The sequence below is a fragment of the Sphingomonas sp. genome, from assembly GCF_026460985.1.
Classification (GTDB): Bacteria; Pseudomonadota; Alphaproteobacteria; order Sphingomonadales; family Sphingomonadaceae; genus Sphingomonas.
On sequence record NZ_JAPKNM010000067.1, the window covers coordinates 1 to 25,358 of the forward strand.

The following is a 25,358-nucleotide window of genomic DNA, read 5'->3' on the forward strand; positions in this document are numbered from 1 at the left end:
CTGATCCACGCGCTCGACCGGATCGAGGGGCTGCACCGCATCCGCTACACCACCAGCCACCCCAACGACATGCGCGAAGGGCTGATCCGCGCGCATGCCGAGGTGGAGAAATTGATGCCCTTCCTCCATCTGCCGGTGCAGTCGGGCAGCGACCGCGTGCTCAAGGCGATGAACCGCAGCCACAGCCGCGACTCGTACCTTCGCATCCTCGACCGCGTCCGCGCCGCGCGGCCCGACATCGCGCTGTCGGGCGACTTCATCGTCGGCTTCCCCGGCGAGACCGACGCCGAGTTCGAGGAGACGCTGAGCCTGGTCGACGCGGTCGGCTATGCCCAGTGCTTCAGCTTCAAATACAGCCCGCGGCCGGGCACTCCGGCGGCCGAGATGATCGACGGTTTCATCTCGGCACAAGCCATGGACGAGCGGCTCCAGCGCCTCCAGGCGCATCTCAACCGCGATCAGGAGGCGTTCAACCGCGCGACGATCGGCAAGACCTGCCACGTGCTGGTCGAGCGCCGCGGCAAGCTTCCCGGCCAGATGCTCGGCAAGTCGCCCTGGCTCCAGTCGGTCTATCTCGAGACCGGCGCCGCGATCGGCGACATGATCCAGGTCGAGATTCGCGCGGGCTATGCGAATTCGCTCACCGGCGTCGAGCGCGTGCGCGCGGCGGCCTGACTCGGTCGCGGCCGTGGCGGGCGGGCGTTCGCCTGTGGCAACTATCGCACACCGTTCGCGCTTGATCGAGCACCCGCAATTTGGCGCTGTCTTTGTAGGATTCGCTCTGCCATCCTCGCTGCGACTCATGCGCACGGAACCACCCGCTCCGCTTCCGGTTAGGCCTATCGAGGCCTCGCATTCCCCGCGTTCCAAAGTTGACGAATGGACCGCGACTCCCGCAACTTTGCCCTGCCCTGAAAGGACCGCATGAGCCGTAAGCCCGTCCCCGCCCAGTCCGGTGAACGCTCGCGGGTGGAAGTCACGTTCGACAAGCCCCAGCTGCTGCCGCAGCTCTTCGGCGAATATGATTCGAACATCCTCGCGCTCGAGGAGCGGCTGGGCGTCTATATCCACGCCCGCGGCCAGCGCGTCGTCATCGAGGGCTCGGCCGAGTCGGTCGCGCATGCCCGCGAGGTGCTCCAGGAGCTCCAGTCGCGCGTCATCCGCGGCGAGGACATCGACACCGGGCTGATCGACGCGGTGATCGCGATGTCGAGCGAGCCGATGTTCACCGGCATCGTCAGCGCCGAGGTGCCCGGGAGCGGCCCGCCGCCGCCGATCATGATCCGCACGCGCAAGAAGACGATCGTGCCGCGCTCGGTCGCGCAGACGCACTACATGCGCGAACTCGTCTCGAACGACATGATCTTCGCACTTGGACCCGCGGGCACCGGCAAGACCTATCTCGCGGTGGCACAGGCGGTGGCGCAACTGATCACCGGCAGCGTCCAGCGGCTGATCCTCTCGCGCCCCGCGGTCGAGGCGGGCGAGCGGCTGGGCTTCCTGCCGGGCGACATGAAGGAGAAGGTCGATCCCTATCTCCGCCCGATCTACGACGCGCTGTACGACTGCCTCCCCGCCGAACAGGTCGAGCGGCGGATCGCGTCGGGCGAGATCGAGATCGCGCCGATCGCCTTCATGCGCGGTCGCACGCTGGCCGACGCGTTCGTGATCCTCGACGAGGCGCAGAACACCACGCCCGCCCAGATGAAGATGTTCCTCACCCGCTTCGGCGCCAACAGCCGGATGGTGATCTGCGGCGACCCCAAGCAGGTCGACCTGCCCGGCGGCCCCCCGGCCTCGGGACTGAACGACGCGATCAACCGGCTAGAAGGCGTGGAGGGCATCGCCTTCTCCTGGTTCACCGCCGCCGACGTGGTGCGCCACCCGATCGTCGGACGCATCGTCCAGGCCTATGAGGGGCCCGATGCTTAGCCGTTACCATTCTCCCCTCCCTGCAAGGGAGGGGATCAAGGGGTGGGTCCAGCGGCTGCCGGGCTCGATGCCCGGCTGTCGCTTCTTGTCGATCCCGCCGAAAGGGCTCGCTGTCGCTCGCACCCACCCCCAACCCCTCCCTTGCAGGGAGGGGAGCGGCGTATGCTTGACGTAGCCGCCCTGCGCGAATCCCCCTGGCCCCCCGGCGACTGGGAGGCGCTTGCCGCGCGCGCCGCCGAGGCCGCGATCGCGGAGACGCCGTTCGGCGAGTGGCTCGACTGGCCGACCGTGATCGAGATCGCCGTCCGGCTGGCGAGCGACGACGAGGTCCGCATGCTCAACCACCAATATCGCCAGAAGGACAAGCCGACCAACGTGCTGTCCTTCCCGATGGTCCAGCCCGACCTGCTCGAGACGGTGACGCAGAACAGCGACGACGGCGAGGTGATCCTGGGCGACATCATCCTCGCGCACGGCATCTGCGTGGCCGAGGCCGAGGAGCGCGGCATCGGCGTGGCGGATCATGCGAGCCACCTGATTGTCCACGGCGTGCTGCATCTGCTAGGCTATGACCATATGGACGAGGCCGAGGCCGAGGCGATGGAAGAGATGGAGCGCGCCGCGCTCGCCGCTCTCGACCTGCACGATCCGTATCCCGTACGCGAGGACTGAACACGAACATGCCCGAGGGCCCCAGTACCGGACACAGTACCGGCACCCACGAGTCCACCCAGGAAAGCGGCGGCATATGGCGGGGAATCCGCAACTTGCTGTTCGGCGACGAGCAGGAAGAGACGCTGCGCGACCGCATCGAGGAAGCGATCGACGAGCATGAGGAGGAAGGCGGCAAGGCGCCCGCCGGCGACCTCGCGCCGATCGAGCGCCAGATGCTCAAGAACCTGCTCCATTTCGGCGAGCGCGACGCCGGCGACATGGGCGTGCCGCGCGCGGACATCGTCGCGGTCGAGGAGGCGACCAGCTTCGCCGGCCTGGTCCAGCTCTTCGCCGAGGCGGGGCACAGCCGCCTGCCGGTCTATCGCGACGAGCTCGATACGATCATCGGCATGGTCCATATCAAGGACGTGTTCGCGATCCTCGCCACCGGCGCCCCCGAGCCCGAGAGCATCGCGGGGCTGATCCGCCAGCCGCTCTACGTGCCCCAGTCGATGGGCGCGCTCGACCTGCTCGCGCAGATGCGCTCGAGCCGCACCCACCTCGCCGTGGTGCTCGACGAATATTCGGGCACCGAGGGGCTGATCACGATCGAGGACCTGATCGAGGAGATCGTCGGCGAGATCGAGGACGAGCATGACGAGGCGCCGACCGCGTTGCTCGTGCCGATCGACGGCGGCGGCTGGGATGCCGATGCCCGCGCCGAGCTCGAGGATGTCGCCGAGACGATCGACCCGCGGCTGGGCGAAGTCGACGAGGATGTCGACACGCTGGGCGGCCTCGCCTTCGTGCTCGCCGGCCACGTGCCCGAGCCCGGCGAGTGCCTGACGCACCCCAGCGGCTGGAAGCTCGAAGTGGTCGCGGCCGACAGCCGCAAGGTCACGCGGCTCCGCCTGCATCCGCCCAAGAAGCGCGCCGAGACCGAGGAATAGATCATGCTCAAGCGCATCCTCATCGTCCTCGCTTTGCTGGTCGCGCTGGCGATCGGCGGCTGGTTCTGGATCAGCCAGCCCGACAAGGCGCGCCTCAGCGAGCAGGCGGTCACCGGCCGGACGCCGCAGCTGACCGAGACGCGCACCGAGAGCTTCCCCACGGTCGGCATCGCCAAGCCGGTGGGCTGGGCGGACGGCGCCAAGCCGATTCCGGCCGCCGGGCTCCAGGTCGCCGCCTTCGCCGACGGGCTCGAGCATCCGCGCTGGCTCTATCGCTTGCCAAATGGCGACGTGCTGGTCGCCGAAACCAATTCGCCGCCGCGCGAAGGCGGCGGGATCACGGGCTGGGTGATGGGGCTGCTGATGGGCCAAGCCGGCGCCGACGTCCCCTCGCCCAACCGCATCACCCTGCTTCGCGACAGCAATGGCGACGGCGTCGCCGACCAGCGATCGGCTTTGCTCACCGGGCTCAACTCGCCCACCGGCATGGCCTTGGTCGGCAACTGGCTCTACATCGCCAACACCGACGCATTGGTCCGCTTCCCCTTCACGCCGGGCCAGACGAAGATCACCGCCAAGCCTGAGAAGATCGTCGACCTGCCCGGCGGCGGCAATCACTGGGCGCGCAACGTGATCGCCGCGCCCGACGGCAAGACCCTTTTCGTGAGCGTGGGCTCCGCCTCGAACATCGCCGAGAACGGCCTCGAGATCGAAGGACCGGCCTATACGGCGCAGACCGCCGCCGAGATGGCGCGCGCCTCGACCAAGCCGGGCCGAGCGATGATCGTGCAGGTCTTCCCCGACACGAAGAAGCTGCGCGTCTATGCCTGGGGCCTGCGCAATCCCAACGGCATGGCGTTCGAGCCCAGGACCGGCGCGCTGTGGACCGTGGTCAACGAGCGCGACATGCTGGGATCGGACATGCCGCCCGATTATCTGACCCAGGTCGATTTCGGCGCCTTCTACGGCTGGCCGTGGAATTACTGGGGCGGCTATGTCGACAAGCGCGTGACGCCCGAGCGCCCGGACCTGCGCGAATATTCGAAGCGCCCCGATTTCGCGCTCGGCGCGCACGTGGCTCCGCTCGGCCTGGCCTTTGCGAGCGACGCGAAGCTGGGCGACGCCTTCACCACCGGCGCGTTCGTCGGCCTGCACGGATCCTGGAACCGCGAGCCCAAGTCGGGCTACAAGGTCGTCTATATCCCCTTCGGCGACAACGGCTTCCCGGCAAAGGACGCCAAGCCCGTCGACGTGCTCACCGGCTTCCTCGCCTCCGACGGCAAGACGACGCGCGGCCGCCCGGTCGGCGTGATCACCGACGCGACCGGCGCGCTGCTGGTGGCGGACGATGTGGGGAACAAGATCTGGCGGGTGAGCGCGAAATAGGCCCCGTCATCCCGGCGAACGCCGGGACCTCGTGCCACGAACCGCTCGCTTGCCGCCTGAGATCCCGGCGTTCGCCGGGATGACGTTCATTTGAGCAGCTTCGTCCCCTTCTCCACCAGCTTCTCGCGGACCTTCGAGGCGAACAGAGCGAGCATCGGCGGCAGGTGGACCTCGGCATGGACATGGGTGTCGAACACCTGCAGCCGGCTCGCGACCGTCTGGCCCATCGCGCTGACGGTGAAATGGAGCGTGTCCCCGTCCCAGCGTTGCTCGACATGCCCGCCGCCGGGCACGATCTCGGCGATCTTGCTCATTCCGCCCGCGATCCGCGCGCGGGCGACATCGCGTCCCAATTTGTGCGGGATATCGACGACGACCGGATCAGCCATCAGCGCGCGAACAACATTGCATCATCACCAGACGCCTTGAATTCGGGCGCGTCGCCCGAAGGATCGCGAAGTGGAGTCATGTGGGCGTCGCTACCAGATCCTCCCCCGGAGGGGGAGGGGGACCGCGAAGCGGTGGAGGGGTACTCTCCACGAGCAACACCGCCTGCGGCAACTACCCCTCCACCAAGCTTCGCTTGGTCCCCCTCCCCCTCCGGGGGAGGATCGGCTAAGCGACAGTCGATGCTCTCCCGCCCCTTGCTCACCGCCCTGATCGCCGGCCTCGTCTCCGCCACCGGTTTCGCGCCGCTCGGCCTGTGGCCGGTCACGTTGCTCGCCTTCGCGATCCTGTTGTGGCTCACCTGGTCCGCGCCGACGCGCAAGGCGGTGCTGCTGCGCGGCTGGGTGTTCGGCGTGGGGCACTTCACCGTCGGCAACAACTGGATCCAGCACGCCTTCGACTTCCAGGACAAGATGCCCCCGGTGCTCGGCTATTTCGCCGTCGTCCTGCTGGCCCTGTACCTGGCGATCTATCCCGCATTCGCGATGGGATTGGCCTGGCGCCTCAGCCACGCCCTAAAGCGGCGCGACGGGGGCACCGGGCCCGATCTCGCCTTCGTGTTCGCCGCCGCGGCTTCGTGGATCGTCACCGAATATCTGCGCGGCGTGCTGTTCACCGGCTATCCGTGGAACCCGCTCGGGGTGATCTGGCTGCCCACGCCGATCGCCCAGTTCGCCGCGTGGATCGGCACCTATGCGCTGTCCGGGATCACCGTGCTCGTCGCCGGCCTGCTGCTGCTCGCCGCCCGGCGCCACTATCGCCCGCTGCTGATCGGCGCGCCCCTGCTGCTGGCGCTGGCATTGCTGCGGGGCGGCCTCGCCCCCACCCCCACCACGCCCGATCCCACCGCGCCCCGCGTCCGCGTGGTCCAGCCCAATATCGGGCAGGAAGGCGTGGGCGAGCCCGATTATCCCGAGCGCGTCCTGGTCAAGCTGCTCGAATGGAGCGGCCGCCCCGGCGCGGCGCCCCGGCTGCTCGTCTGGCCCGAAGGCACGGTCAATTACTATGTCGAGGACGGCTATGCCGATCCGCGCTTCTATGGCCGCGCCGATCCCGTCTGGGTGCGCACCCGCATCGCCGCGAAGCTCGGCCCGAAGGACATGGCACTGATCGGCGGGACCGCGCTCTTCTTCGGGCCGGACGCCAGGGTCAACGGCGCGGGCAATTCGGTGTGGTCGCTCGATTCGGCCGGCACGCTCGGCCAACGCTACGACAAGGCGCATCTCGTCCCCTATGGCGAATATCTGCCGATGCGGACTTTGCTCGCCCCGCTCGGGCTCGCCCGGCTGGTGATGGGTGAAGTCGACTTCGTTCCCGGCCCCGGCCCGCGCGCGATCGAACTTCCCGGCTTCGGCAAGGCGGGGATCCAGATCTGCTACGAGATCATCTTCTCGGGGCAGGTGGTCGATCGCGGCAACCGGCCCGATTTTCTGTTCAATCCGTCGAACGACGCATGGTTCGGAAAATGGGGACCGCCGCAGCATCTGGCGCAGGCGCGGCTGCGCGCGATCGAGGAGGGCCTGCCGATCCTGCGCTCGACGCCCACCGGCATCTCCGCGGTGATCGACGCTGAGGGCCGCCTGCTCGAATCGATCCCGCATGGGCAGGAAGGCGCGATCGAGCTGGCCCTGCCCCGTCCGCTCCCGCCGACCCCGTTCGCGCGCTTGGGCAATTGGCTCGCCTTCCTCGTCGCCGGCGCCCTGTATTTGTTCGCGATTGCGTTCCGGCGCCGCGCCCGCTAGGGGCAGCATATAAGGAAAGCTTTATATGGGCATGGCAACGGCCCGGCTCTCCTTCCCACGATCGAGGAAAATCATGCGTTCCAGCTATCTCTTCACGTCCGAATCGGTTTCGGAAGGCCATCCCGACAAGGTCGCCGACCAGATCTCCGACGCCATCGTCGACCTGTTCCTCTCGAAGGATCCCGAAGCACGAATCGCGTGCGAGACGCTCACCACCACCCAACTCGTGGTCCTCGCCGGCGAGATCCGCGGCAAGGGGATCATGGACGAAGCCGGCAACTGGGCGCCGGGCGTGCAGGAAGAGGTCGAGGCGACCGTCCGCAACACCGTCAAGCGCATCGGCTATGAGCAGTCGGGTTTCCACTGGGAGACGCTGCGCTTCGAGAACAACCTCCACCCGCAGTCCGCGCACATCGCGCAGGGCGTCGACGCCTCGGGCAACAAGGACGAGGGCGCGGGCGATCAGGGCATCATGTTCGGCTATGCGGCCGACGATACGCCCGATCTGATGCCGGCGACGCTCTATTACAGCCACAAGATCCTCGAGCGCATGGCTGCCGATCGCCATTCGGGCGCGGCCGCGTTCCTCGAGCCCGACGCCAAGAGCCAGGTGACGTTGCGCTACGAGGGCAGCAAGCCCGTCGCGGCCACCGCGATCGTCGTCTCGACCCAGCACGGCAAGGGCTATGACGAGGGCGACAAGGAAGCCGAGCTCCACGCTTATGTGAAGAAGGTCGTCGCCGACATTCTCCCGGCCGAGCTGCTTTCGGACGAGACCGTCTACCACATCAACCCGACCGGCAGCTTCGAGATCGGCGGGCCCGACGGCGATGCAGGCGTCACCGGCCGCAAGATCATCGTCGACACCTATGGCGGCGCGGCGCCGCACGGCGGCGGCGCCTTCTCGGGCAAAGACCCCACCAAGGTCGATCGCTCGGCGGCGTACATCACCCGCTATCTCGCCAAGAACATCGTCGCCGCCGGCCTCGCCCAGCGCGTGACGATCCAGCTTGCCTACGCCATCGGCGTGTCCAGGCCGCTGTCGCTCTATGTCGACACCCACGGCACCGGCACCGTCGGCGACGACAGGATCGAGACGGCGATCCAGGGCATCGCGAAGCTGGGCGGGCTGACCCCGCGCGGCATCCGCACGCATCTCGGCCTCAACAAGCCGATCTACGAGAAGACCGCTGCTTACGGTCATTTCGGCCGCAAGGCAGAGGGCGACTTCTTCCCCTGGGAGAAGACCGACCTCGTCGAGGATCTGAAGGCCGCCCTGGCCTGATCCGACCGCGAACGATCATGAAGGCCGGGGAAGCGATTCCCCGGCCTTTCTCGTTGCGGCGCGGCTCCGCAATTTTACGGAACCGTCGTTAACGCTCGGGTAACTGCACTTCTTCACTAGATAGCGTGTAAAGGAGCGGGACGGTGGATTCGCAAGCAGTGGCATCGGAATTGAAACGCAAGCCTGTGTCCGAATCGCGCATCACTATCGCCTTCCAGCCGATCGCCGACACCTCCGGCAACCGCGTCTACGCTTATGAAGCGATCGTGCGCGGCCCGCACGGCGAGACCGCCGCGCAACTTCACCAGTCGCTCGAACCCGAAGCGCGCGCCACGTTCGGCCAGCGCTGCGCCGCCGCGGCGATCCGCTGGTCGATGGCGGCGGGACTGGGCACCAGCGGCGCCCGCCTGCTGCTCCCCGTCCAGGCCGAGACGATCGGTTCGCCCGCCGAGCATCTCGAGCCGATCCTGCGCGTCGCCCGCCAGACCGGGCTTATCGCCGAGCGGCTGATCTTCGCGCTCGAAGGCTATCAGCAGCTACCCGGCCGCGATCTCGCCGAGATCATCGAAGTGCACCGCAAAGCGGGGCCGCTCACTGCGTTCGTCGGGCTCGGCCCCGGTCATGCCGGGCTGGCCTTGTGCGGCCGCTACCTTCCCGAGCTGGTGAAGCTCGAATCGGAGCTCGTCAGCGCGATCGCCAGCAGCTGGTCGCGCCGGCTGGTCCTCGAGGATCTCACGCCGCGCATCCGCAGCCTCGGCCTCAAGGTGATCGCCACGGGAGTCGACAGCGAGCCCGTGCTCCAGCGACTCCGCGGCTTCGGCATCCACCTCGTCCAGGGCGAAGAGATCGCCAGCCCCGCGATTCGCGCGCTGCCGACCCCGACGCCGCGCCGAGCCGCCGCCTGACGATCGGCGCGAGCGCGCCGGCCGCTTCCTTCTCGTACCGTAACGACCCGCGCACCGCCTTGGGCTCCGCGGCGCGACTCCGCGCCGTGGCGAGCGGAACCCCGGAGAATCCCTATTGGTGAGAATCCAACGCGGCGACGCACGGAATGGGCGGCGGTCGCGTTAACCAATATTTCAGGCTTCGAAAGGGGAGCCGTATGACCGCCACCACGTCCGCTGCCGCGCTCAACCGCGCCGATCCGCGCCTCGACCTCGCCATCGCCTTCCACCCGATGATCGCCAAGGGCACCGACCGTCCGTTCGCTTGGCAGGCCGTCGCCACCGGCGGCAACGGACGCAGCTTCGCGGCGCTCTCGGCCTCGCTGCTGCCCGAGCAGCGCCCGGCGCTCGAGGCGCGCCGCATCACGCTGGCGCTGGAGCAGGCCGCCGCGATGGGCATCCACCGCACCGAGGCGCTGATCGCCCTCCCGCTCGGCGCCGCCGCCGGGCTCGCCGAGCCGCTCCTCTCGCATCTGTTCCGCGCCGCGCTGGCGAACGGCGTCGCCACCGACCGGCTGGTGGTCGAGATCAACGCCGACGAGCGCGGCGACTTGGAATCCGCCGCGGCGCTCGCCGAGGCCTGCACCCGGCGCGGCCTCTCGGTGACACTCGACGGTTTCGCCGCGGGGCCGATCGCGCTCAAGCTGCTCGCCCGCTTCACCCCGCGTTTCGTCAAGCTCGACGCGTCGCTGGTCCGGGGCATCGACGCCAGCACCTCGCGCCGGCTGATGGCCGAGGGCGTGATGCGCCTCGCCCGCAACATGGGCGTCACCGTGATCGCGCGCGGCGTCGAACGGCGCGGCGAGCATGACGTGCTCCACGCGATGGGCGTGCGCCACTTCCAGATCGAGACCGCGGCCCTGCCCCAGCCCGGCCTTCGCCGCGAGCCGCGCAGCACCGTCGCGCAGCCCACGCATCGCCGGCTGGCGCATCGCAATCGCCCCGCCTTCCCGCTGCGCTCCACGCGCGCTTCCGACATCGCCTTCGTCGCACAGGTTGCGTAGCGCCGCGGCGACGCTAACAGGCGGCATGGCCGATCCGATCACCATCCGCCGCCTCTATGGCCGCGCCAAGGGACACAAGCTCCGTCAGGGCCAGGCCGCGCTCGTCGAGGAGATGCTGCCCCGCGTGAGCGTCCCCGAAAGCGGGCCGCTCGACGCCGCCACTTTGTTCGGCAAGGATCGCCCGCTCGAGTTCGAGATCGGCTTCGGCGGCGGCGAGCATCTCGCCGGCCAGGCCGCGATGCGGCCCGGACACGGCTTCATCGGTTGCGAGCCCTTCCTCAACGGCGTGGTCGGCGCGCTCAACCATATCCGCGACGACAAGCTCGACAATGTCCGCCTCCACATGGGCGACGCGCTCGAAGTGCTCGAACGCCTGCCCGACGCCAGCCTCGACCGGCTCTATCTGCTCCATCCCGATCCCTGGCCCAAGGCGCGCCACGCCAAGCGCCGCATGGTCAATAACGGCCCGCTCGACCTGATCGCGGCCAAGTTGAAGCCCGGCTGCGAGTTCCGCCTCGGCACCGACGATCCGACCTATTGCCGCTGGTCGATGATGGTGATGAACCAGCGCCGCGACTTCGTGTGGCAAGCACGCAGCGCCGCCGATTTCCTCACCCGCCCCGCCGACTGGCCCGAGACGCGCTACGAGCGCAAGGCGCGGCGGCAGGGACACGAGGTCTGGTATTTCCGCTACGTGCGGGTCTGAGCCTCATAGGCCGAGCTCCACTGCGGCGGAAGGGTTCCATCCTCCGGTTGACCGCCGCGATACCCGCGCCTAGGTGGCGGCAGCGTGGGTCCGTAGCTCAGTCGGTAGAGCAAGCGACTTTTAATCGAGAGGTCCCGGGTTCGAATCCCGGCGGACCCACCAACCTCTCTTGTGCACTGACACAAGTTGGCATTGCCACTCAGTGGGTGCAGCTAGTGCCTAGGCGCGACACAGGCTTGGGCTTTCAGGTCAGTCCGCCTCCGAGCGCCCGATAGAGCTCGACGAGGTTGGCTGCGTGCGTGAGCCGGGCAGTGACCAGCTGCTGCCGTGCGGCATAGGCCGTGCGTTGCGCGTCGAGGCTGGTCAGGAACGAGTCTACCCCGGTGCGGAAACGGGTGTCGGAAATGCGCGCCGCGATCTGAGCGGATTCGGCGCGCGCATTCTGCGCTGCCAGTTGCTCGCCGATCGTGCCGCGCAGCGCCAGCGCGTCCGCGACTTCGCGAAACGCGGTCTGCAGCGTCCGCTCATAGGTCGCGATCGCCGCCTTCTGGCTCGCCTCGGCATAATGGACATTGCCCTTGCGCCGCCCGAAGTCGAAGATCGGCAGGCTCGCGCTCGGGCCTGCCGACCAGCTCTCGCTGCCGCTGCCGAACAGGCCGGAAAGCGCAGTACTGATCGTGCCGAGCGAGGCGGTGAGCGAGATCGTCGGGAACATCGCCGCGCGTGCGGCGCCGATATTGGCATTCTGTGCGATCAGCTGGTGCTCGGCCTGGAGTACGTCCGGGCGACGCAGCAGCACCGCCGAGCTGAGGTTCGCGGGGAGGTCCGAAAGGGTATGTACCTCCTCGCCCAGCCCCTGCGGCAGCAATGCTGGCGCGAGCGGAGCGCCGACGAGCAGCTGGAGCGCATTCTGGTCACGCGCGATCTGGGTCTGGAGCGACGCGATGTCGTTGCGCGCGCCCTGATAGAGCGTGTCGGCCTGACGCACGGCGAGTTCGGAGCTGGTGCCGATGCGGAATTGCGCCCGAGTGAGCTCGAGCGACTGGCGATAGCTCTCCAGCGTGTCGCGGGCGATTGCGAGCTGGTCCTGGTCCGACGCGAGCGTCAGCCAGGCCGAGGCGATCTCGGCGATCAGGCTGATCCGCGCGGCGCGCTGTGCCTCCTCAGTGGCGAAATACTGCTCGAGCGCGGCGCGGCTGAGGTTGCGCACGCGGCCGAACAGGTCGAGCTCGAACGCCGAAACGCCGACATTGGCCGAATAGGTCTCCACGGTGTCGCCACCCGCGGTCCCCCCCGACGCCGTCGCGCCGGCGGCGTTGGCCACCGTCGCCGAGGCCCCTATCCGGACGGTTGGCAGTTGGTCGGCGCGCTGGACGCGGTATTGGGCGCGCGCCTGGAGGACGTTGGCGGCGGCGATGCGCAGATCGCGGTTATTCTCCAGGCCGAGCGCGATGGTGTCGCGCAGCTTGGGATCGACGAAGAAATCGCGCCAGCCGATCGTCGACACGTCGGGCGCATCGGTGGCGGCGGGCGGATAGACGCCTCCCTGGGGCAGCGCGGCGGGGATCGCGCCTTCGGGGCGGACATGCTCCGGCGCGAGGTTGCAGCCGGCGAGCAGCGAGGCGCCCGCCAGCAGCGCGAGGAGAGGCATTTTCATCGGATCAGGCTCCCTGCGGCGCCACGGCGCCATGGGTGATGTCGGAGAGCGCCGGCTTGTCCTCGCGGCCATGGCCGAACAGCCGGCTCACGACCACGAAGAACATCGGCACGAAAAAGATCGCCAGGACCGTCGCGGAGAGCATCCCGCCCACCACGGCGCGGCCGATCGCGTTCTGGCCGCCGGCGCCCGCGCCGGTCGAGATCGCCAGTGGCAGCACGCCGAAGATGAACGCCAGGCTGGTCATCAGGATCGGCCGCAGGCGCAGCCTGGCGGCTTCGATCGCCGCGTCGAACGCGTTCATGCCGGCGCGGACGCGTTCCTCGGCGAACTCGACGATCAGGATCGCGTTCTTGGCCGAGACGCCGATCGTGGTGATCAGGCCCACCTGCAGGTAGATGTCGTTGTTGAGCCCGGTGAACCGCGCAGCGAGCACCGCGCCGAGCACGCCCAGCGGCACCACCAGCAGCACCGAGATCGGCACCGACCAGCTTTCGTACAAAGCTGCGAGGCACAGGAACACGATCAGCAGCGACAGCGCATAGAGCGCGGGCGCCTGGCCGCCGGACAGCCGCTCCTCATAGGAGAGGCCCGTCCATTCGAGCGCCGTGCCGGGCGGCAGCTTGGCATGGATCTCCGCCATTGCCGCCATCGCGTCGCCGGTGCTCACGCCCGGCGCTGCACCGCCCTGGAGCTGCATCGCCGACTGGCCGTTGTAGCGTGTGAGCTGCACCGGCGCCGTGACCCAGCGGATCGTGGCGAAGGCCGAGAAGGGTGCCATCGCGCCGTTGGCACCGCGGACATAGAAGTTGGCGAGATCCTCGGGCGAGCGGCGATAGGGCTCGTCCGCCTGGAGATAGACGCGCTTCACGCGGCCGCGATCGATGAAATCGTTGACATAGGCGCTGCCCCACGCGCTCGAGATCGCATCGTTGATCGTCGCGATGTCGAGCCCGAGCGCGGCGGCCTTGTCCTGGTCGATATCGACCTTGAGCTGCGGCGCGTCGTCGAGGCTCACCGGCCTGACCTGCGCGACGCGCTTGTCCTGCATCGCCAGCCCGAGCATCATATTGCGCGCCTGGAGCAGCTTGGCATTGCCCATATTGGCGCTGTCGACGAGCCACAGGTCGAAGCCGGTGGCGTTGCCGAGTTCCTGCACCGCCGGCGGCACCAGCGCGAAGATCATCGCGTCCTTGTACTGCGAGAACGGCCCCATCGCGCGTGCCGCGATCGCCTGCGCCTTATGCTCGGCGCCCTTGCGCTCGTCCCACGGCTTCAAGGCGACGAAGGCGAGGCCGGCATTCTGCCCCTGCCCCGCGAACGAGAAGCCGCTGACGGTGAAGACCCCCTCGACGCTGTCCTTCTCGGCGGTGAGGAAATGGTCCCGGACCACCGCCAGCGCCTTTTCGGTGCGCGGCAGCGTCGCACCGGCCGGTCCCTGGGTCAGCGCGATCAGCGAACCCTGGTCTTCCTCGGGCAGGAAACCCGCGGGCAGCCGGACGAACACGATCGCCATCACGCCGGCGATCAGCAGATAGACCAGAGCCGAACGCTTCCAGCTGCGCGAGACGCGCGTGACGCCGCCTTCGTACTTTTGGGTGCCGCGATCGAAGCGGTCGTTGAACCAACGGAAGAAGCGCGCCAGCGGTCCGGTGCCTTCGTGCTTGCCCGGATCGTGCGGCCGCAGGATCGTGGCGCACAAGGCCGGCGTCAGGATCAGGGCGACGAGCACCGACAGGACCATCGCCGAGACGATCGTGATCGAGAACTGGCGATAGATCACGCCCGTCGAGCCGCCGAAGAACGCCATCGGCAGGAACACCGCCGAGAGCACCAGGCCGATGCCGATCAGCGCGCCGCTGATCTCGTCCATCGATTTCCGGGCGGCTTCCTTCGGGCTCAGACCCTCGGTCTGGATCAGGCGCTCGACATTCTCCACGACGACAATCGCGTCGTCGACGAGCAGGCCGATCGCCAGCACCATGCCGAACAGGGTGAGCGTGTTGATCGAATAGCCGGCGACCGCCATCACCGCGAAGGTGCCGAGCAGCACCACGGGCACCGCGATCGTCGGGATCAGAGTCGCGCGCCAGTTCTGCAGGAACAGGAAGATGACGAAGAATACGAGCACCACCGCTTCGATCAGCGTGGAGATGACCTGCTTGACCGACAGCCGCACGAACGGCGTGGAGTCATAGGGGTAGATGACCTTCACGTCGGCCGGGAAGGTCTTGGCGATCTCCGCTACGCGCGCCTTGACCGCGTCGACGGTCGCCAGTGCGTTCTGCCCGGCGGCGAGCCGCACGCCGAAGCCCGAGGCGGGATGGCCGTTATACTTGACATCGAAGCCGTAATTCTCGGCACCCAACTCGACCCGGGCGACGTCGCGCAGCCGCACGATCGCGCCGCTGGCGGCGGTCTTCAGACGGATGTTGCCGAACTCCTCGGCGGTCTGCAGCCGCGACTGGACCGAGACGGTGGCGTTGAGCTCCTGCTCCTTCGAGGCCGGGAGCGCGCCGATCTGTCCGGCCGATACCTGCGCGTTCTGCGCCTGCACCGCGGCGGTCACGTCCGAAATGGCGAGGCCGTAGCTCTGCAACTTCACCGGATCGAGCCAGAGGCGCATCGCGTACTGGCCGCCGAAGATCATCAGCTCGCCGACGCCGTTGACGCGGCTGACCGGGTCCTGGAGGCGCGAAACCACCATGTCCGACAGGTCGTTCGCATTGTGTGAGCCGTCTTCGGAATAGAGGCCGACGATCACCAGGAAGCTGGCGGCCGACTTGGCCACCTGCACGCCCTGGCGCTGGACTTCCTGCGGCAGCAGCGAAGTCGCTGCCTGCAGCTTGTTCTGCACCTGCACCTGGGCGATGTCCGGATCGGTGCCCTGTTCGAAGGTCAGCGTGATCGAGACCGTTCCCGCCGAGGAAGACGAGGACGAGAAATAGCGCAGATTGTCGATCCCGCGCAGCTGCTGCTCGATGATCTGCGTTGTCGTGCGCTCGAGCGTCTCGGCGTCGGCGCCGGGATAATTGGCGCTGACCGTCACGCTGGGCGGCGCGATCTCGGGGAACTGCGCGATCGGCAGGCTGCGGATCGCGAGCAGGCCGGCGAGCATCAGGATGATCGCGATGACCCATGCGAAGATGGGCCGGTCGATGAAATAGCGTGCCATGCGGGCCTACTTCGCTTCCGCCTGCTGGGCGGGCTTGTTGCTGAAGGGCACGGCCTTGACCGGGGTGCCGGGCTGGAGGTTCTGCGCGCCCTCGACGACGACGCGGTCGCCGGGCTTGAGCCCGCCGGTGACGAGCCAATTGGTGCCGACGGTGCGCGGCGCGGTGAGGATGCGCGGTTCGAGCTTGCCGTCCTGGCCGACCACCAGCGCCACCGGCTGGCCGCGCTCGTCGCGCGTGACCCCGCGCTGCGGCACCAGCATCGCATTGCTGCGCGTACCCTCGACCAGCTCGGCGCGGACGAACATGCCCGGGAGCAGCAGCCCGCGCGGATTGGCGAACAGCGCGCGGATCGTCTGGCTGCCGGTGGCGGCGTCGACGGTCACGTCGGCGAACTTCATCGTCCCCTCGACCGGATACGTCGTGCCGTCCTCGAGCTTGAGTTGCACGCGCGCAGCGCCGCCGCCGGCGAGGTCGCCGGCCATGATCTGCTGGCGCAGCTTGAGCAGGTCGGTGCTCGACTGCTGGATGTCGACATAGATCTGGTCGATACGCTGGATCGTGGTGAGCGGGCTCGCCTGCGCCGCGGTGACCAGCGCGCCGGTGGTGAAGGTCGAACGGCCGATGCGCCCGCCGATCGGCGCGCGGATCGTGGTGCGTCCGAGGTCGATCTCGGCCGAGCGCAGCGCCGCGGTCTGCGCGGCGACGTCGGCCTGTGCCTGCTGCGCGGAAGCGACGGCGTTCTCATATTCCTGGCGCGAAATCGCGTTGATCTTGACCAGCTCGCCATAGCGCCGCGCGAGCGCCTGCGACGCGGCGATCGCCGAGCGCGCCCGGGTCAGCGCCGCGCGGGCGCTCGCCACCTGCGCCTGATAGGGCGCCGGGTCGATCCGGTAGAGCGGCTGGCCCGCCCGGACCATCGCGCCTTCCTCGAACAGTCGCGCAGTGATCAGCCCGTTGACCTGCGGGCGCACGTCGGACGTCTCATAAGCATTGGTCCGGCCCGGCAGCTCGCTGCTCAGCGTGACCGGCTGAAGCTTGACGGCGACGACGCCGACTTCGGGCGGTCCGGCCGCCGGCTGCTGCTGTTCGCCGGCGCCGCAGCCGGTAAGGAGCAGTGCGAGGGCAATTGCCGAGGCGGTATTTTTCATGGGGCTTTCCGCGCAAATATGATATGTGAGTGATCGTTCACTCACACTTATAGGCGCCTAAAGACGATCGGGTTTGGCTTGGCAAGCAGATTTTTTGGGAAGAAGGTTAAGACGTGGAGACTTCGGACACGGGCATGTCGGCACGCGCCAACCGCGCCGGGGAGCGCCGGCAACACCTGCTCGACACCGCCCGCGACTTGTTCGTCGAAAACGGTTTCCACCGCACCGGCATGGCGCAGATCGCCACTGCCTCGGGGATCAAGGTCGGCCAGATCTACCGCGATTTCGCCAGCAAGGAGGAGATCATCGCGGCGATCTGCGAGGCGGACGTCACCGACTGGCTGCGCGAGGACCTGCTGAGTGCCGCGGTGGCCGCCAACGACCTCGTCGCCGTCCGCCAGTGGATCGACCGGTTCGGCGCGTCGAGCGATTCGCCTGGTGACGGATCGATGCTGGCAGAGATCGTAGCCGAGGCATGGCGCAACGAGCGTATCGCCGAGCTCAACCGCAGCATCGACGAGCGCGTACGCGGCAGCCTCGATTCCGCGCTCGCGGCGCTGGCCCCGGCTCCCGAGCGCGCGCCCGGACGGGCGCTGCTGGTCGAGGCGATCCTGGCGATGGGCTTCGGGATGGAGATGCGGCGCATCATCCGGCCCGAACTGGATGTTGCCGGGCTCGGCAGAATCATCAACACGATGATCAGTCGCTACATCGACGACGACATGCGATGATCGCTGTCGGGCGCCTGCCCGACGATCGAGAAATGCGCGGCGCTGCGCGGGAAATGGAGAGACTAGGGCGAAGCGACCGTTGATGCGGCGATTTCCGCATCTTCGACGGCGGTGCCACCCGACACGCCCAAGGCGCCGACCACTCGACCGTTGACGATGATCGGCACGCCACCGCCAATTGCGATCACTTCGTCGGACGACAAGAGTACCGTCCGCCCGCCCTGCACCCGCTCCTCCATTGCCGCGGTAGCGATCCGCAGACGCGCGGAGGTGCGGGCTTTCTGCTGGGCCAGCCGGATCGAGGCGTAGGGCACGTCATCCATCCTGGCGAAGGCAACGAGCTCGCCGGAGGGTTCGACGACCGCGAAAGCCATCTTCAGGCCTTTCGCCGCGCTTTTCTCCATGCCTCGACGGATGAGTGCCAGTGCTTCGTTCACCGCGATAGGCGACCCGTAACCGCTTGGTTGCGTGGTCGGCGTCTGCGTGGCGGCGGGGCTGGTGGCCAGGAGGGCGCAGACCAGAGCGATCCGTTTCTTCATTCGAACCTCCAGTCCTCGGCTCAGCGGGGACCGCGCGCATATTCGGCATCGGTCACGTGCTCGAGCCACTCGACTGCATTGCCGCCGGACAAGGCGATATGGGTCATCGCTGAATTGACCGTGGCGCCGTGCCAATGCTTCTCACCGGGGGCGACCGTGACGACATCCCCGGCGCAAACCCGCTCGACCGGGCCGCCCTCGCTTTGGGTCCAGCCGCAGCCCTCGGTCACGACGAGCGTCTGCCCCATCGCATGGCGGTGCCAGGCGCTCCGCGCGCCCGCCTCGAATCGCACGGTCGCGCCGCCAATATCCGTGTCTCCGGAACCGTCGAACCGCGCCGACACGTGCACGGTGCCGATGAAGTTGGTGGACGGACCGCGCGCGACGAGGCCCGCCCCCTTTCGGACGATGCCCGAGCGACCGGTCGCCGAAGCGGTCGGCACCTGCATCTCGGCGGCGGTTATCCCGCGCGCCTCCAACACTTGCCGCGCCTCCCCGAGCGCGGAGACGGCGTTCGGCCATCCCGCATAGAATGCGAGGTGCGTAATCAGGGCGCCGATCTCCGCGGGCTTCACGCCATTGTCGAGCGCGCGGTTGAGGTGGCCGGTGAGTTGCGCGGTGTTTCCGCCCGCGATGAGCGCCGATAGCGTAGCCATGCTCCGGTCGCGCGGGCCGAGGTCGCGTCGCCGCCACACCTCGCCGAACAGTATTTCGTCGGTATAGCCGGCAAGCGCGGGCGCGACCCAGCGCATGTCCTCGGGCGCGACCCGCAGAGGCTGTTCCTGGGCGGCGGCGGGCATGGCGAAGCCCGTGGCGGCGAGCGCGCCGATCGCGAGTCCCCTCATCGACGCACCGCCGGCGGCGCCTCGCGGCCCGAGTGGACCAGCACGGCATCGGGCAAACGCTGGCCCCGGATTTCGATCGAGCGCACAGCCGTATCGAGTTCGGCCAGTTCGCCCTTTGTGAAGCGGACCGATGTCGCGCCGACGTTCTGGCGCATATGGGCTGCGTTGGTCGTACCCGGAATGGGGACGATCCATGGCTTCTGCGCCATCAGCCACGCCAGCGCGATTTGCGCCGGGGCAGCCCGTTTCCGTTCCGCCCATTGCTTCACAAGCGCCACGAGCTGCAGGTTGTGGGGCAGGTTCTCGGGTGCGAACCGGCCCTCGACAGCACGAATGTCCCCCGCCGCGAACCGCGTGTTGGCATCGATCCAGCCGGTGAGGAACTGCACGCCCAGCGGGCTCCACGGTACGAAGCCGATGCCGAGTTCCTCGCAGAGTGGGAGCACTTCGCGTTCCGGCCCGCGCCACAGCATCGAATATTCGTTCTGGACGGCAGTGACGGGCAGTGCCGCATGCGCCCGGCGGAGCGTGTTCAACCCCATCTCGGACAAACCCCAGTGCCGGACCTTTCCCTGCTGCATCAGATCCTGGACCGCGCTGGCGACATCCTCGATGGGCACCTCGGGATCGACCCGATGCTGGTAGAGCAGGTCGATGCGATCGGTGCGCAAACGCTTCAGCATGCCGTCCACGACCCGTTTGATGTGGTCCGGACGGCTGTTGAGCCCTGGCCGCCGCTCGCCGGTATCCTGGTCGATGTTCCAGCCGAACTTGGAGGTGATCACCACCTGGTTGCGGAACGGCTGGATCGCCTCGCCGAGGATGCGCTCGCATTCGTGCAGGCCATAGGCCTCGGCGCAGTCGAAGAAGGTCACGCCATTGTCGAAGGCGGCGCGGATGAGGTCGACCTGCTCGGGCCGAAACGGTGTCTCGGTGGTGTATTTGCGGCTGTTGTTCTGGACGCCGAGGCCGATGCTGGACACCTCCAGCTTGCCGAGCCGACGCCGTCCCTCGACACGGGTCGTCGCGGAGCCCCGTGCCTGACCAGCCTGCGCGGAGGGTGCCGCCAGCAGGGGGGAAGCCGCGAGCGCGCCGGCCGCGGCCAATATCCCTCGTCTTTTCACAGGAAGGTTTCGGTCCTCGGTCATGATTTTCAGGCCTTTCGCTTGCGACGCGCCCGAGCGCCTCTCGCGTTCTAGTTAGCCCGTTGCCGCTCATGCGATTAGGCAGGGTAAATCTCTTGGGCCTATGACAAGGCGTCATGAAACGCGAAAAGCTGGAGCGATCATGCGGCGTGAAGACCTCGGAAGCCTAGCCATGTTTCTCTCGATCGCGGAGGAGCGGAGCTTCACCCGGGCCGCCGCAAAGCTCAGCATTTCGCAATCGGCGCTCAGTCACGCCATGCGACGGTTGGAGGCGAAGCTGGGGCTACGCCTCCTCACCCGGACGACGCGAAGCGTCGCGCCGACCGAAGCGGGAGAGCGGCTGATCGAGACCTTGCGGCCGGCATTGCGCGAGATCGACGACAGGATCGCGGCTTTGACGGACCTGCGTGAGCGGCCTGCGGGGACGATCCGGATCACGACGCCCGAGCACGCAGCGCGCACGCTCCTCTGGCCGGTGGTCGATCGTCTGACTGCGGAGCATCCGGACATTCATGTCGAACTCAATATCGAGGCCGGCTTCACCGACATCGTCGCGGAACGCTTCGATGCGGGCGTTCGTCTCGGCGAGCGGCTGGAGCAGGACATGATCGCCGTGCGCATCGGGCCCAGGTTGCGGATGGCCACTGTCGGCGCTCCCGCTTACTTTGCCCGGCATGGCCAGCCTGCGAGCCCGCACGAACTCGCCGCGCACCAGTGCATCAACCTCCGCATGGTGAGCGGCAGCGTCTACGCCTGGGAATATGAGAGGGACGGCCGCGAAGTGAACGTCAAGGTCGAAGGCCAGTTCGTTCTGAACGACGCCAACCTGATCGTGGCCGCAGCCGTCAACGGGCACGGCCTGGCGCATCTGGTCGAGGACCGAGCCGCTCCGTTGATCGCCGATGGCAGTTTGGTGCGCGTTCTCGAGGAGTGGTGCGAGCCCTTCGACGGCTATTACCTCTATTATCCGAGCCGCCGGCAACCGTCACAGGCGTTCAGCCTGTTCCTTGAGGCAGTGCGGTATCGAGATTGAGTGGCGACCCTTGGCATCGCCCCATTGCGGACGTCGTTGGATCAGAGCGTGACGACGATCTTCCCGAGCTGCTCATTCGACTCCAGGAACCTCGTCGCTTCCTGGATCTGGTCGAATGGGAACGTCCGCGAGATCAGTGGATCAAGCCTGCCGGACTCCAGTCCATGGGAGATGAAGGCTTTCGCGCGATCAAGCGTCGCGTCGTCATCAATGATCTCATTGTAGAGATAGCCTTTCAGGGTCAGACTTTTGGCAAGCACCGCGAATTGCGGGAACGGACCGGTGTCCGGGCTGAGCGCGCCATATTCCAGCAGGATGCCGCGCTTCGCCATCGCATTCGCCAGCTGCTCGACGGCAGGGCCGCCGATGGAATCGAATACGACGCGCGCACCCTTGCCACGGGTTATTTCCATGACCTGCGCCACCAGATCCTCTTCGGCGGTGGCAATGACGTAATCGGCGCCGGCATCTAGCAGCGCCTGGCGCTTTGCGGCGGTGCGGGTCGTCGCGATCACCTTCGCGTCGACGGAATGTGCGACCTGGAAGGAAGCGATGCCGACGCTGCTGGACGCGGCGGTCACGATCACGAAGTCCCCGGCGGTGAGCTTGGCCTGATCGATCAGAGCTCCCCATGCCGTGATGTACTTCATCCAAGCCCTGGAGCGCGTACTGCCGGAATGGCGTTACGAGGCGCAATGCGTTCACGTCATCTACCCGTCAAACCGCTATATTCCACGCAGGGTCAGGGCGTTCGTAGAAGCGTTCGCATCGCACCTGCGCAAGCTTGGCTAGCCTCCCGAACAGCGCCGGAACCCCGGCTCATCGCAATGTTCGCTTCCCAGCCATTTTCGTGAGAACCCAGCAGCTCCTAAACGCTGTCCCCTTCGCCTGACGAGCGACTGCAGTCTGCGCGAACGGCAGGTTCAAGGCATCCTGGGCGCCATGGGAGGGCAAACAATGGGTGCCTAGCTGCCGCTGCCACCACTACGGACGTTGCGAGTTGTTTCCACCAGCCAGACGGACCTCGACAGCGCTGCCGTCGTATCGAACCTCATGCCCGACCGTTTGCGCCACGCCCACGCCGGTGCCTGGCGACACCTCGACCACCCGAAATAGGCGTGTCTTCGGCATGCCGGGGTAAGCTCCCTGCCGCTGGCCGATGGTCAGCCTGCCTGCCTTGTCATCCAGTCTCAGCTCGATCGCCGCGCGTTCGCCGCGTCGCCAGCCTTGACCGTCGCCGGCGTCGTCATACAGCGTGAAGCTGCCGTCCGCGCCGCGGTAGATGCGGAGCTCGATCGGGAGCCCCGGCGACTGATCGGCATATTGCACGGGTTCGCCCAGCGGCAGGATCGCTCCCGCAGCGACGTGCAGCGGCATCCGCCCGATCGGCGCCTCGACCAGGATGCGCTTCCCGCCTGCGTGACGCTCGCCCGTCCAGAAGTCGTACCAGTCCTTCCCCGCGGGCAGGTACACGTCCCGGCGCTCCGCACCTTTCTGCACCACCGGACTGACCAGGACCGAACGGCCGAACAGATATTGATCGGGCAAGTCGCGCGCCTGCGAATCTCCGGGGAAGACCGTGCCGAGCGGATAGAGGAAGGATGCGCCCTTGTCGGCGACCTGCCACGACTGGGCGTAGAAGAACGGAAGCAACCGATACCGCAGCTTCACTGCGTCGATCAGGGGCCCGCGGGCCGCTTCGGGGAAGCTGTAGACTTCCTTGCCGGCGCCGGTCCCGTGGATTCGGAACATGGGATTGAACACGGCGAACTGGAGCCAGCGGGTGAACAGCTCCTGATAGGCGGGGTCGGTCGGGCTTCCGCCGAAGAAGCCGCCGATGTCCGCCGACCAATAGGGAATGCCGCTCATCGAGAAGTTGACCGCCGCCGGCACCTGGGCGCGGAAGACATCCCATCGTCCGGCGACGTCGCCCGACCAGGTGATGGCGGCGTTGCGTTGCTGCCCTGCCCAGGCCGAGCGCGTCAGGATGAACGGCCGCTTGGAGGGGTAGTCCTTCACCATCCCGTCATGCACCGCCGTGGTGTGCATCAGCGGATAGGCATTGTAGACGGTCGCTCCCGAGCCGATCGCCGTCGCCACGTTCCGCATCTCGCCCCAGCGGCCGCCAAGCTCGGCCTCGCTGCCGTCCAGCCAATAGCCGTCGAAGCCCAGCGTCCCAAGCCGTTCGGACACGTATCGCCAGTAGAGCCGGCGGGCCGGCGCGGAGAAGGCGTCGTACCAGCGGCCTTCGCCCGCGGGATACACGTTGGGATAGGTTTCCGAGTAAAGGCCGCCAATGGCGTCCAGCGCCTGGGTCGTATCCAACTCCTTGTCGAAACGCGGCCAGATGGAAACGATGCTGTGGACGTTCTGCCGATGGAGCGCATCCAGCATGCCCTTGGGATCCGGGAAGCGCGCCGGGTCCATCCGGTGGCCGCCCCATTCGCCCGGCTTCCAATATTGCCAATCCTGGACCACCGCATCGAGCGGAATGCCGAGCCGCCGATATTCCGCGGCGACGCCGAGCAGTTCGGCTTGCGACTGATAGCGTTCCTTCGACTGCCACAGCCCCCAGGTCCAGCGCGCCATCAGGGGCGCCGGGCCGGTGAGTTGCCGATACGCGCCGATCACCTCGTCGACATCGGGTCCGCCGAAGAGGAAATAGTCCGTTCCGGTTCCGGCCTGCGAGCGGAACACGATCCGGTTCACTGCCTGCGGCGTGGCGACATCGACGTCGGTCACCGCCGGATTGTTCCAGAAGATGCCGTAGCCCGCCGTCGAGACGAGCACAGGAACGCCCACGTCGGTGTTCGCCTGTTGCAGCCGTACCGTCGTGCCGCGATAGTCGAGCCGTCCGGCCTGGTGCTGGCCGAGGCCGTGGATCGCCTCGTCTCCACCGATTGCGAAAGAGAGTTGGACGGCCCCGTCGGGATCGGAAACGTCGCCGAGCTTGCGGCCGGCGCCGCCGACCTCGGAGACCAGCGGCTTCCCATCGGCGCCGAGCAGCGCCACCGCGCCTGTCCTTCTGTCGAACGCAAGCCGCATTGCCGGCGTGGAGAGAATGTAGCGATCCGCTTCCTCGGCCATTGTCCAGGCGACTCTTGCGGGCGTGCCGACCACTGCGAGCCCTGCCGATTCGGGAAACGCGTCCGTCTTTTGCACCGTGACGCGCACGATGCGATCGCCCCAGAAGACAATCCTCAGCACGCCTTCCTTGACCCGGAAGCGCACGCCCGCTTCGTCGCGGGCAAGGAGGTCGGCCGAAGCGCTTTGACCGGCAGCCGGCGGCTGCCAGGGCGACTGGGCCCATGCCGGCGCGACGCCCAGAACCAGAGCAGCACCTCCCGCAAGCCGCGCCATCCAGAACGCCATCGTCCGTCCAGCCATTCGATCCCCCACCTGAAATAAATTTGTCTGACTAATCGATGCCAAGAAATCCGGGCGCGAACAAGCGGTACCGCTCGCGCGCTATCGATGCTCGACGCGCCGCTTGGCACGAGGGCACAGCCCCTCAACCTGCAGCCATCAATCCTGCGCTTCGGAACCTCCATCGCCTTCAAGCTTGCGGCGAAGCGCCGTCAGGACTTTGTGCGTCGTTTCAATGTCCTCAACCCGAAGATCTTCCGAGAGTTCGTTGATCCAGGGCGCCTGCAAGCGCATGGCCGTCTCGTAAACCTGCCTCCCCTTGTCGGACAGAACGACGAGTTGCGCGCGCCGGTGATGCGGATTGGGCTGGAACGCGACGAGTCCCTCCTTCTCCAGGTCGTTGACGATGCGTTGAATATTCTGCCGGTGCGCCCCCAAGTCGCGCGCAAGCCAGGCGACCGGCTGCGGCCTGTCCGCCGCCACGATGGTGCCGAGGATTTGCCACCGGGCGCTGGTCAGGCCGAGGTCGGCGACCAGCTTGTCGCCCGCGGCAATCATGCGGTTGTTGAGGCTGAACAGCTCGAGGACGAGCTTGCTCAAGACGGCTCCAGCCGGGGTTCGCTTGGTTTCTCGCATCTGCCCGCATCTATCCATATTGACATCACGAT

Annotated in this window: 22 protein-coding genes and 1 tRNA gene; 13 read left to right on the forward strand and 10 right to left on the reverse strand. The window is 67.4% G+C overall.

Annotated features, from left to right (window positions below; genetic code table 11):
- From MT490_RS10760 to MT490_RS10780, 5 genes are all read left to right on the forward strand, one after another.
- Positions 1-675: radical SAM protein (locus tag MT490_RS10760; protein ID WP_297387122.1), on the forward strand; the 675-nt coding region annotated here is incomplete at its 5' end.
- A gap of 249 nt (positions 676-924) precedes the next feature.
- Complete coding sequence (locus tag MT490_RS10765) at positions 925-1,932, forward strand: PhoH family protein (protein ID WP_297387125.1); 1,008 nt, start codon at positions 925-927, stop codon at positions 1,930-1,932.
- A 162-nt stretch (positions 1,933-2,094) separates the two neighbouring features.
- Positions 2,095-2,604, forward strand: coding sequence for an rRNA maturation RNase YbeY (gene ybeY, locus MT490_RS10770; protein WP_297387127.1), 510 nt, complete (start codon positions 2,095-2,097; stop codon positions 2,602-2,604).
- 8 nt (positions 2,605-2,612) lie between these two features.
- Positions 2,613-3,536: a hemolysin family protein gene (locus tag MT490_RS10775; protein WP_297387130.1), complete on the forward strand. Its 924-nt coding sequence runs from the start codon at positions 2,613-2,615 to the stop codon at positions 3,534-3,536.
- Between the two features lie 3 nt (positions 3,537-3,539).
- Positions 3,540-4,922 (forward strand): sorbosone dehydrogenase family protein, encoded by a 1,383-nt coding sequence (locus MT490_RS10780; RefSeq protein ID WP_297387132.1) that lies wholly within the window; start codon positions 3,540-3,542, stop codon positions 4,920-4,922.
- Between the two features lie 86 nt (positions 4,923-5,008).
- On the opposite strand, the gene MT490_RS10785 is transcribed toward MT490_RS10780, so the two are convergent.
- Positions 5,009-5,311: a polyhydroxyalkanoic acid system family protein gene (locus MT490_RS10785; RefSeq protein ID WP_297387135.1), complete on the reverse strand. Its 303-nt coding sequence runs from the start codon at positions 5,309-5,311 to the stop codon at positions 5,009-5,011.
- A 240-nt stretch (positions 5,312-5,551) separates the two neighbouring features.
- Between MT490_RS10785 and lnt the strand changes: the two genes are divergently transcribed.
- The 6 genes from lnt to MT490_RS10815 all read left to right on the forward strand — a co-directional run bounded on the left by lnt (position 5,552) and on the right by MT490_RS10815 (position 11,212).
- Positions 5,552-7,111, forward strand: coding sequence for an apolipoprotein N-acyltransferase (gene lnt / locus MT490_RS10790; RefSeq protein ID WP_297387138.1), 1,560 nt, complete (start codon positions 5,552-5,554; stop codon positions 7,109-7,111).
- Between the two features lie 73 nt (positions 7,112-7,184).
- Positions 7,185-8,396: a methionine adenosyltransferase gene (gene metK, locus MT490_RS10795; protein WP_297387141.1), complete on the forward strand. Its 1,212-nt coding sequence runs from the start codon at positions 7,185-7,187 to the stop codon at positions 8,394-8,396.
- A gap of 143 nt (positions 8,397-8,539) precedes the next feature.
- On the forward strand, positions 8,540-9,301 hold the full coding sequence (locus MT490_RS10800; protein WP_297387144.1) for an EAL domain-containing protein: 762 nt from the start codon (positions 8,540-8,542) through the stop codon (positions 9,299-9,301).
- 197 nt (positions 9,302-9,498) lie between these two features.
- Positions 9,499-10,344, forward strand: a complete 846-nt coding sequence (locus tag MT490_RS10805; RefSeq protein WP_297387147.1) for an EAL domain-containing protein — start codon at positions 9,499-9,501, stop codon at positions 10,342-10,344.
- 25 nt (positions 10,345-10,369) lie between these two features.
- Entirely contained in the window at positions 10,370-11,050 is a 681-nt protein-coding gene (locus MT490_RS10810; protein WP_297387150.1) for a tRNA (guanine(46)-N(7))-methyltransferase TrmB, read from the forward strand.
- 86 nt (positions 11,051-11,136) lie between these two features.
- Positions 11,137-11,212, forward strand: a tRNA-Lys gene (locus tag MT490_RS10815).
- Between the two features lie 82 nt (positions 11,213-11,294).
- On the opposite strand, the gene MT490_RS10820 is transcribed toward MT490_RS10815, so the two are convergent.
- Genes MT490_RS10820 through MT490_RS10830 form a run of 3 tightly spaced genes read right to left on the reverse strand, consistent with a single transcriptional unit; the run spans position 11,295 to position 17,031 of the window.
- Positions 11,295-12,707: an efflux transporter outer membrane subunit gene (locus MT490_RS10820; RefSeq protein WP_297387152.1), complete on the reverse strand. Its 1,413-nt coding sequence runs from the start codon at positions 12,705-12,707 to the stop codon at positions 11,295-11,297.
- Between the two features lie 4 nt (positions 12,708-12,711).
- Positions 12,712-15,882: an efflux RND transporter permease subunit gene (locus MT490_RS10825; RefSeq protein WP_297387154.1), complete on the reverse strand. Its 3,171-nt coding sequence runs from the start codon at positions 15,880-15,882 to the stop codon at positions 12,712-12,714.
- Between the two features lie 6 nt (positions 15,883-15,888).
- Positions 15,889-17,031, reverse strand: coding sequence for an efflux RND transporter periplasmic adaptor subunit (locus MT490_RS10830; protein ID WP_297387157.1), 1,143 nt, complete (start codon positions 17,029-17,031; stop codon positions 15,889-15,891).
- A 113-nt stretch (positions 17,032-17,144) separates the two neighbouring features.
- On the opposite strand from MT490_RS10830, the gene MT490_RS10835 reads away from it, so the two are divergent.
- A complete protein-coding gene (locus MT490_RS10835) occupies positions 17,145-17,762 on the forward strand; it encodes a TetR/AcrR family transcriptional regulator (RefSeq protein WP_297387160.1) in 618 nt (205 codons plus the stop codon).
- A gap of 62 nt (positions 17,763-17,824) precedes the next feature.
- On the opposite strand, the gene MT490_RS10840 is transcribed toward MT490_RS10835, so the two are convergent.
- The 3 genes from MT490_RS10840 to MT490_RS10855 are packed head-to-tail and all read right to left on the reverse strand — an operon-like array spanning position 17,825 to position 20,252.
- Positions 17,825-18,301, reverse strand: coding sequence for a heme-binding protein (locus tag MT490_RS10840; protein WP_297387161.1), 477 nt, complete (start codon positions 18,299-18,301; stop codon positions 17,825-17,827).
- Between the two features lie 20 nt (positions 18,302-18,321).
- Positions 18,322-19,146, reverse strand: a complete 825-nt coding sequence (locus tag MT490_RS20350) for a carboxymuconolactone decarboxylase family protein (RefSeq protein ID WP_363321742.1) — start codon at positions 19,144-19,146, stop codon at positions 18,322-18,324.
- Entirely contained in the window at positions 19,143-20,252 is a 1,110-nt protein-coding gene (locus MT490_RS10855) for an aldo/keto reductase (RefSeq protein WP_363321743.1), read from the reverse strand. Before MT490_RS10855 ends, MT490_RS20350 begins: the two co-directional genes overlap by 4 nt.
- Before the next feature lie 181 nt (positions 20,253-20,433).
- Between MT490_RS10855 and MT490_RS10860 the strand changes: the two genes are divergently transcribed.
- Positions 20,434-21,324 (forward strand): LysR family transcriptional regulator, encoded by an 891-nt coding sequence (locus MT490_RS10860; protein WP_297387164.1) that lies wholly within the window; start codon positions 20,434-20,436, stop codon positions 21,322-21,324.
- A gap of 41 nt (positions 21,325-21,365) precedes the next feature.
- Here MT490_RS10860 and MT490_RS10865 read toward each other — a convergent pair whose 3' ends face one another.
- The 3 genes from MT490_RS10865 to MT490_RS10875 all read right to left on the reverse strand — a co-directional run bounded on the left by MT490_RS10865 (position 21,366) and on the right by MT490_RS10875 (position 25,290).
- Positions 21,366-21,974 carry a zinc-dependent alcohol dehydrogenase family protein gene (locus tag MT490_RS10865; protein ID WP_297387167.1) on the reverse strand — a complete coding sequence of 203 codons (609 nt, stop codon included), beginning with the start codon at positions 21,972-21,974 and terminating at the stop codon, positions 21,366-21,368.
- A gap of 334 nt (positions 21,975-22,308) precedes the next feature.
- Positions 22,309-24,711, reverse strand: a complete 2,403-nt coding sequence (locus tag MT490_RS10870) for a glycoside hydrolase family 31 protein (RefSeq protein ID WP_297387169.1) — start codon at positions 24,709-24,711, stop codon at positions 22,309-22,311.
- 138 nt (positions 24,712-24,849) lie between these two features.
- Positions 24,850-25,290 (reverse strand): MarR family winged helix-turn-helix transcriptional regulator, encoded by a 441-nt coding sequence (locus tag MT490_RS10875; RefSeq protein ID WP_297387174.1) that lies wholly within the window; start codon positions 25,288-25,290, stop codon positions 24,850-24,852.
- Positions 25,291-25,358: the final 68 nt, after the last annotated feature.

Excerpts from the sequence above, each read along its gene's own strand:
- MT490_RS10765 (WP_297387125.1), top strand. The coding sequence starts at position 925 with ATGAGCCGTAAGCCCGTCCCCGCCCAGTCCGGTGAACGCTCGCGGGTG.
- ybeY (WP_297387127.1), top strand. The coding sequence starts at position 2,095 with ATGCTTGACGTAGCCGCCCTGCGCGAATCCCCCTGGCCCCCCGGCGAC.
- MT490_RS10775 (WP_297387130.1), top strand. The coding sequence starts at position 2,613 with ATGCCCGAGGGCCCCAGTACCGGACACAGTACCGGCACCCACGAGTCC.
- MT490_RS10780 (WP_297387132.1), top strand. The coding sequence starts at position 3,540 with ATGCTCAAGCGCATCCTCATCGTCCTCGCTTTGCTGGTCGCGCTGGCG.
- MT490_RS10785 (WP_297387135.1), bottom strand. The coding sequence starts at position 5,311 with ATGGCTGATCCGGTCGTCGTCGATATCCCGCACAAATTGGGACGCGAT.
- lnt (WP_297387138.1), top strand. The coding sequence starts at position 5,552 with ATGCTCTCCCGCCCCTTGCTCACCGCCCTGATCGCCGGCCTCGTCTCC.
- metK (WP_297387141.1), top strand. The coding sequence starts at position 7,185 with ATGCGTTCCAGCTATCTCTTCACGTCCGAATCGGTTTCGGAAGGCCAT.
- MT490_RS10805 (WP_297387147.1), top strand. The coding sequence starts at position 9,499 with ATGACCGCCACCACGTCCGCTGCCGCGCTCAACCGCGCCGATCCGCGC.
- MT490_RS10810 (WP_297387150.1), top strand. The coding sequence starts at position 10,370 with ATGGCCGATCCGATCACCATCCGCCGCCTCTATGGCCGCGCCAAGGGA.
- MT490_RS10820 (WP_297387152.1), bottom strand. The coding sequence starts at position 12,707 with ATGAAAATGCCTCTCCTCGCGCTGCTGGCGGGCGCCTCGCTGCTCGCC.
- MT490_RS10825 (WP_297387154.1), bottom strand. The coding sequence starts at position 15,882 with ATGGCACGCTATTTCATCGACCGGCCCATCTTCGCATGGGTCATCGCG.
- MT490_RS10830 (WP_297387157.1), bottom strand. The coding sequence starts at position 17,031 with ATGAAAAATACCGCCTCGGCAATTGCCCTCGCACTGCTCCTTACCGGC.
- MT490_RS10840 (WP_297387161.1), bottom strand. The coding sequence starts at position 18,301 with ATGAAGAAACGGATCGCTCTGGTCTGCGCCCTCCTGGCCACCAGCCCC.
- MT490_RS20350 (WP_363321742.1), bottom strand. The coding sequence starts at position 19,146 with ATGAGGGGACTCGCGATCGGCGCGCTCGCCGCCACGGGCTTCGCCATG.
- MT490_RS10860 (WP_297387164.1), top strand. The coding sequence starts at position 20,434 with ATGCGGCGTGAAGACCTCGGAAGCCTAGCCATGTTTCTCTCGATCGCG.
- MT490_RS10865 (WP_297387167.1), bottom strand. The coding sequence starts at position 21,974 with ATGAAGTACATCACGGCATGGGGAGCTCTGATCGATCAGGCCAAGCTC.
- MT490_RS10870 (WP_297387169.1), bottom strand. The coding sequence starts at position 24,711 with ATGGCTGGACGGACGATGGCGTTCTGGATGGCGCGGCTTGCGGGAGGT.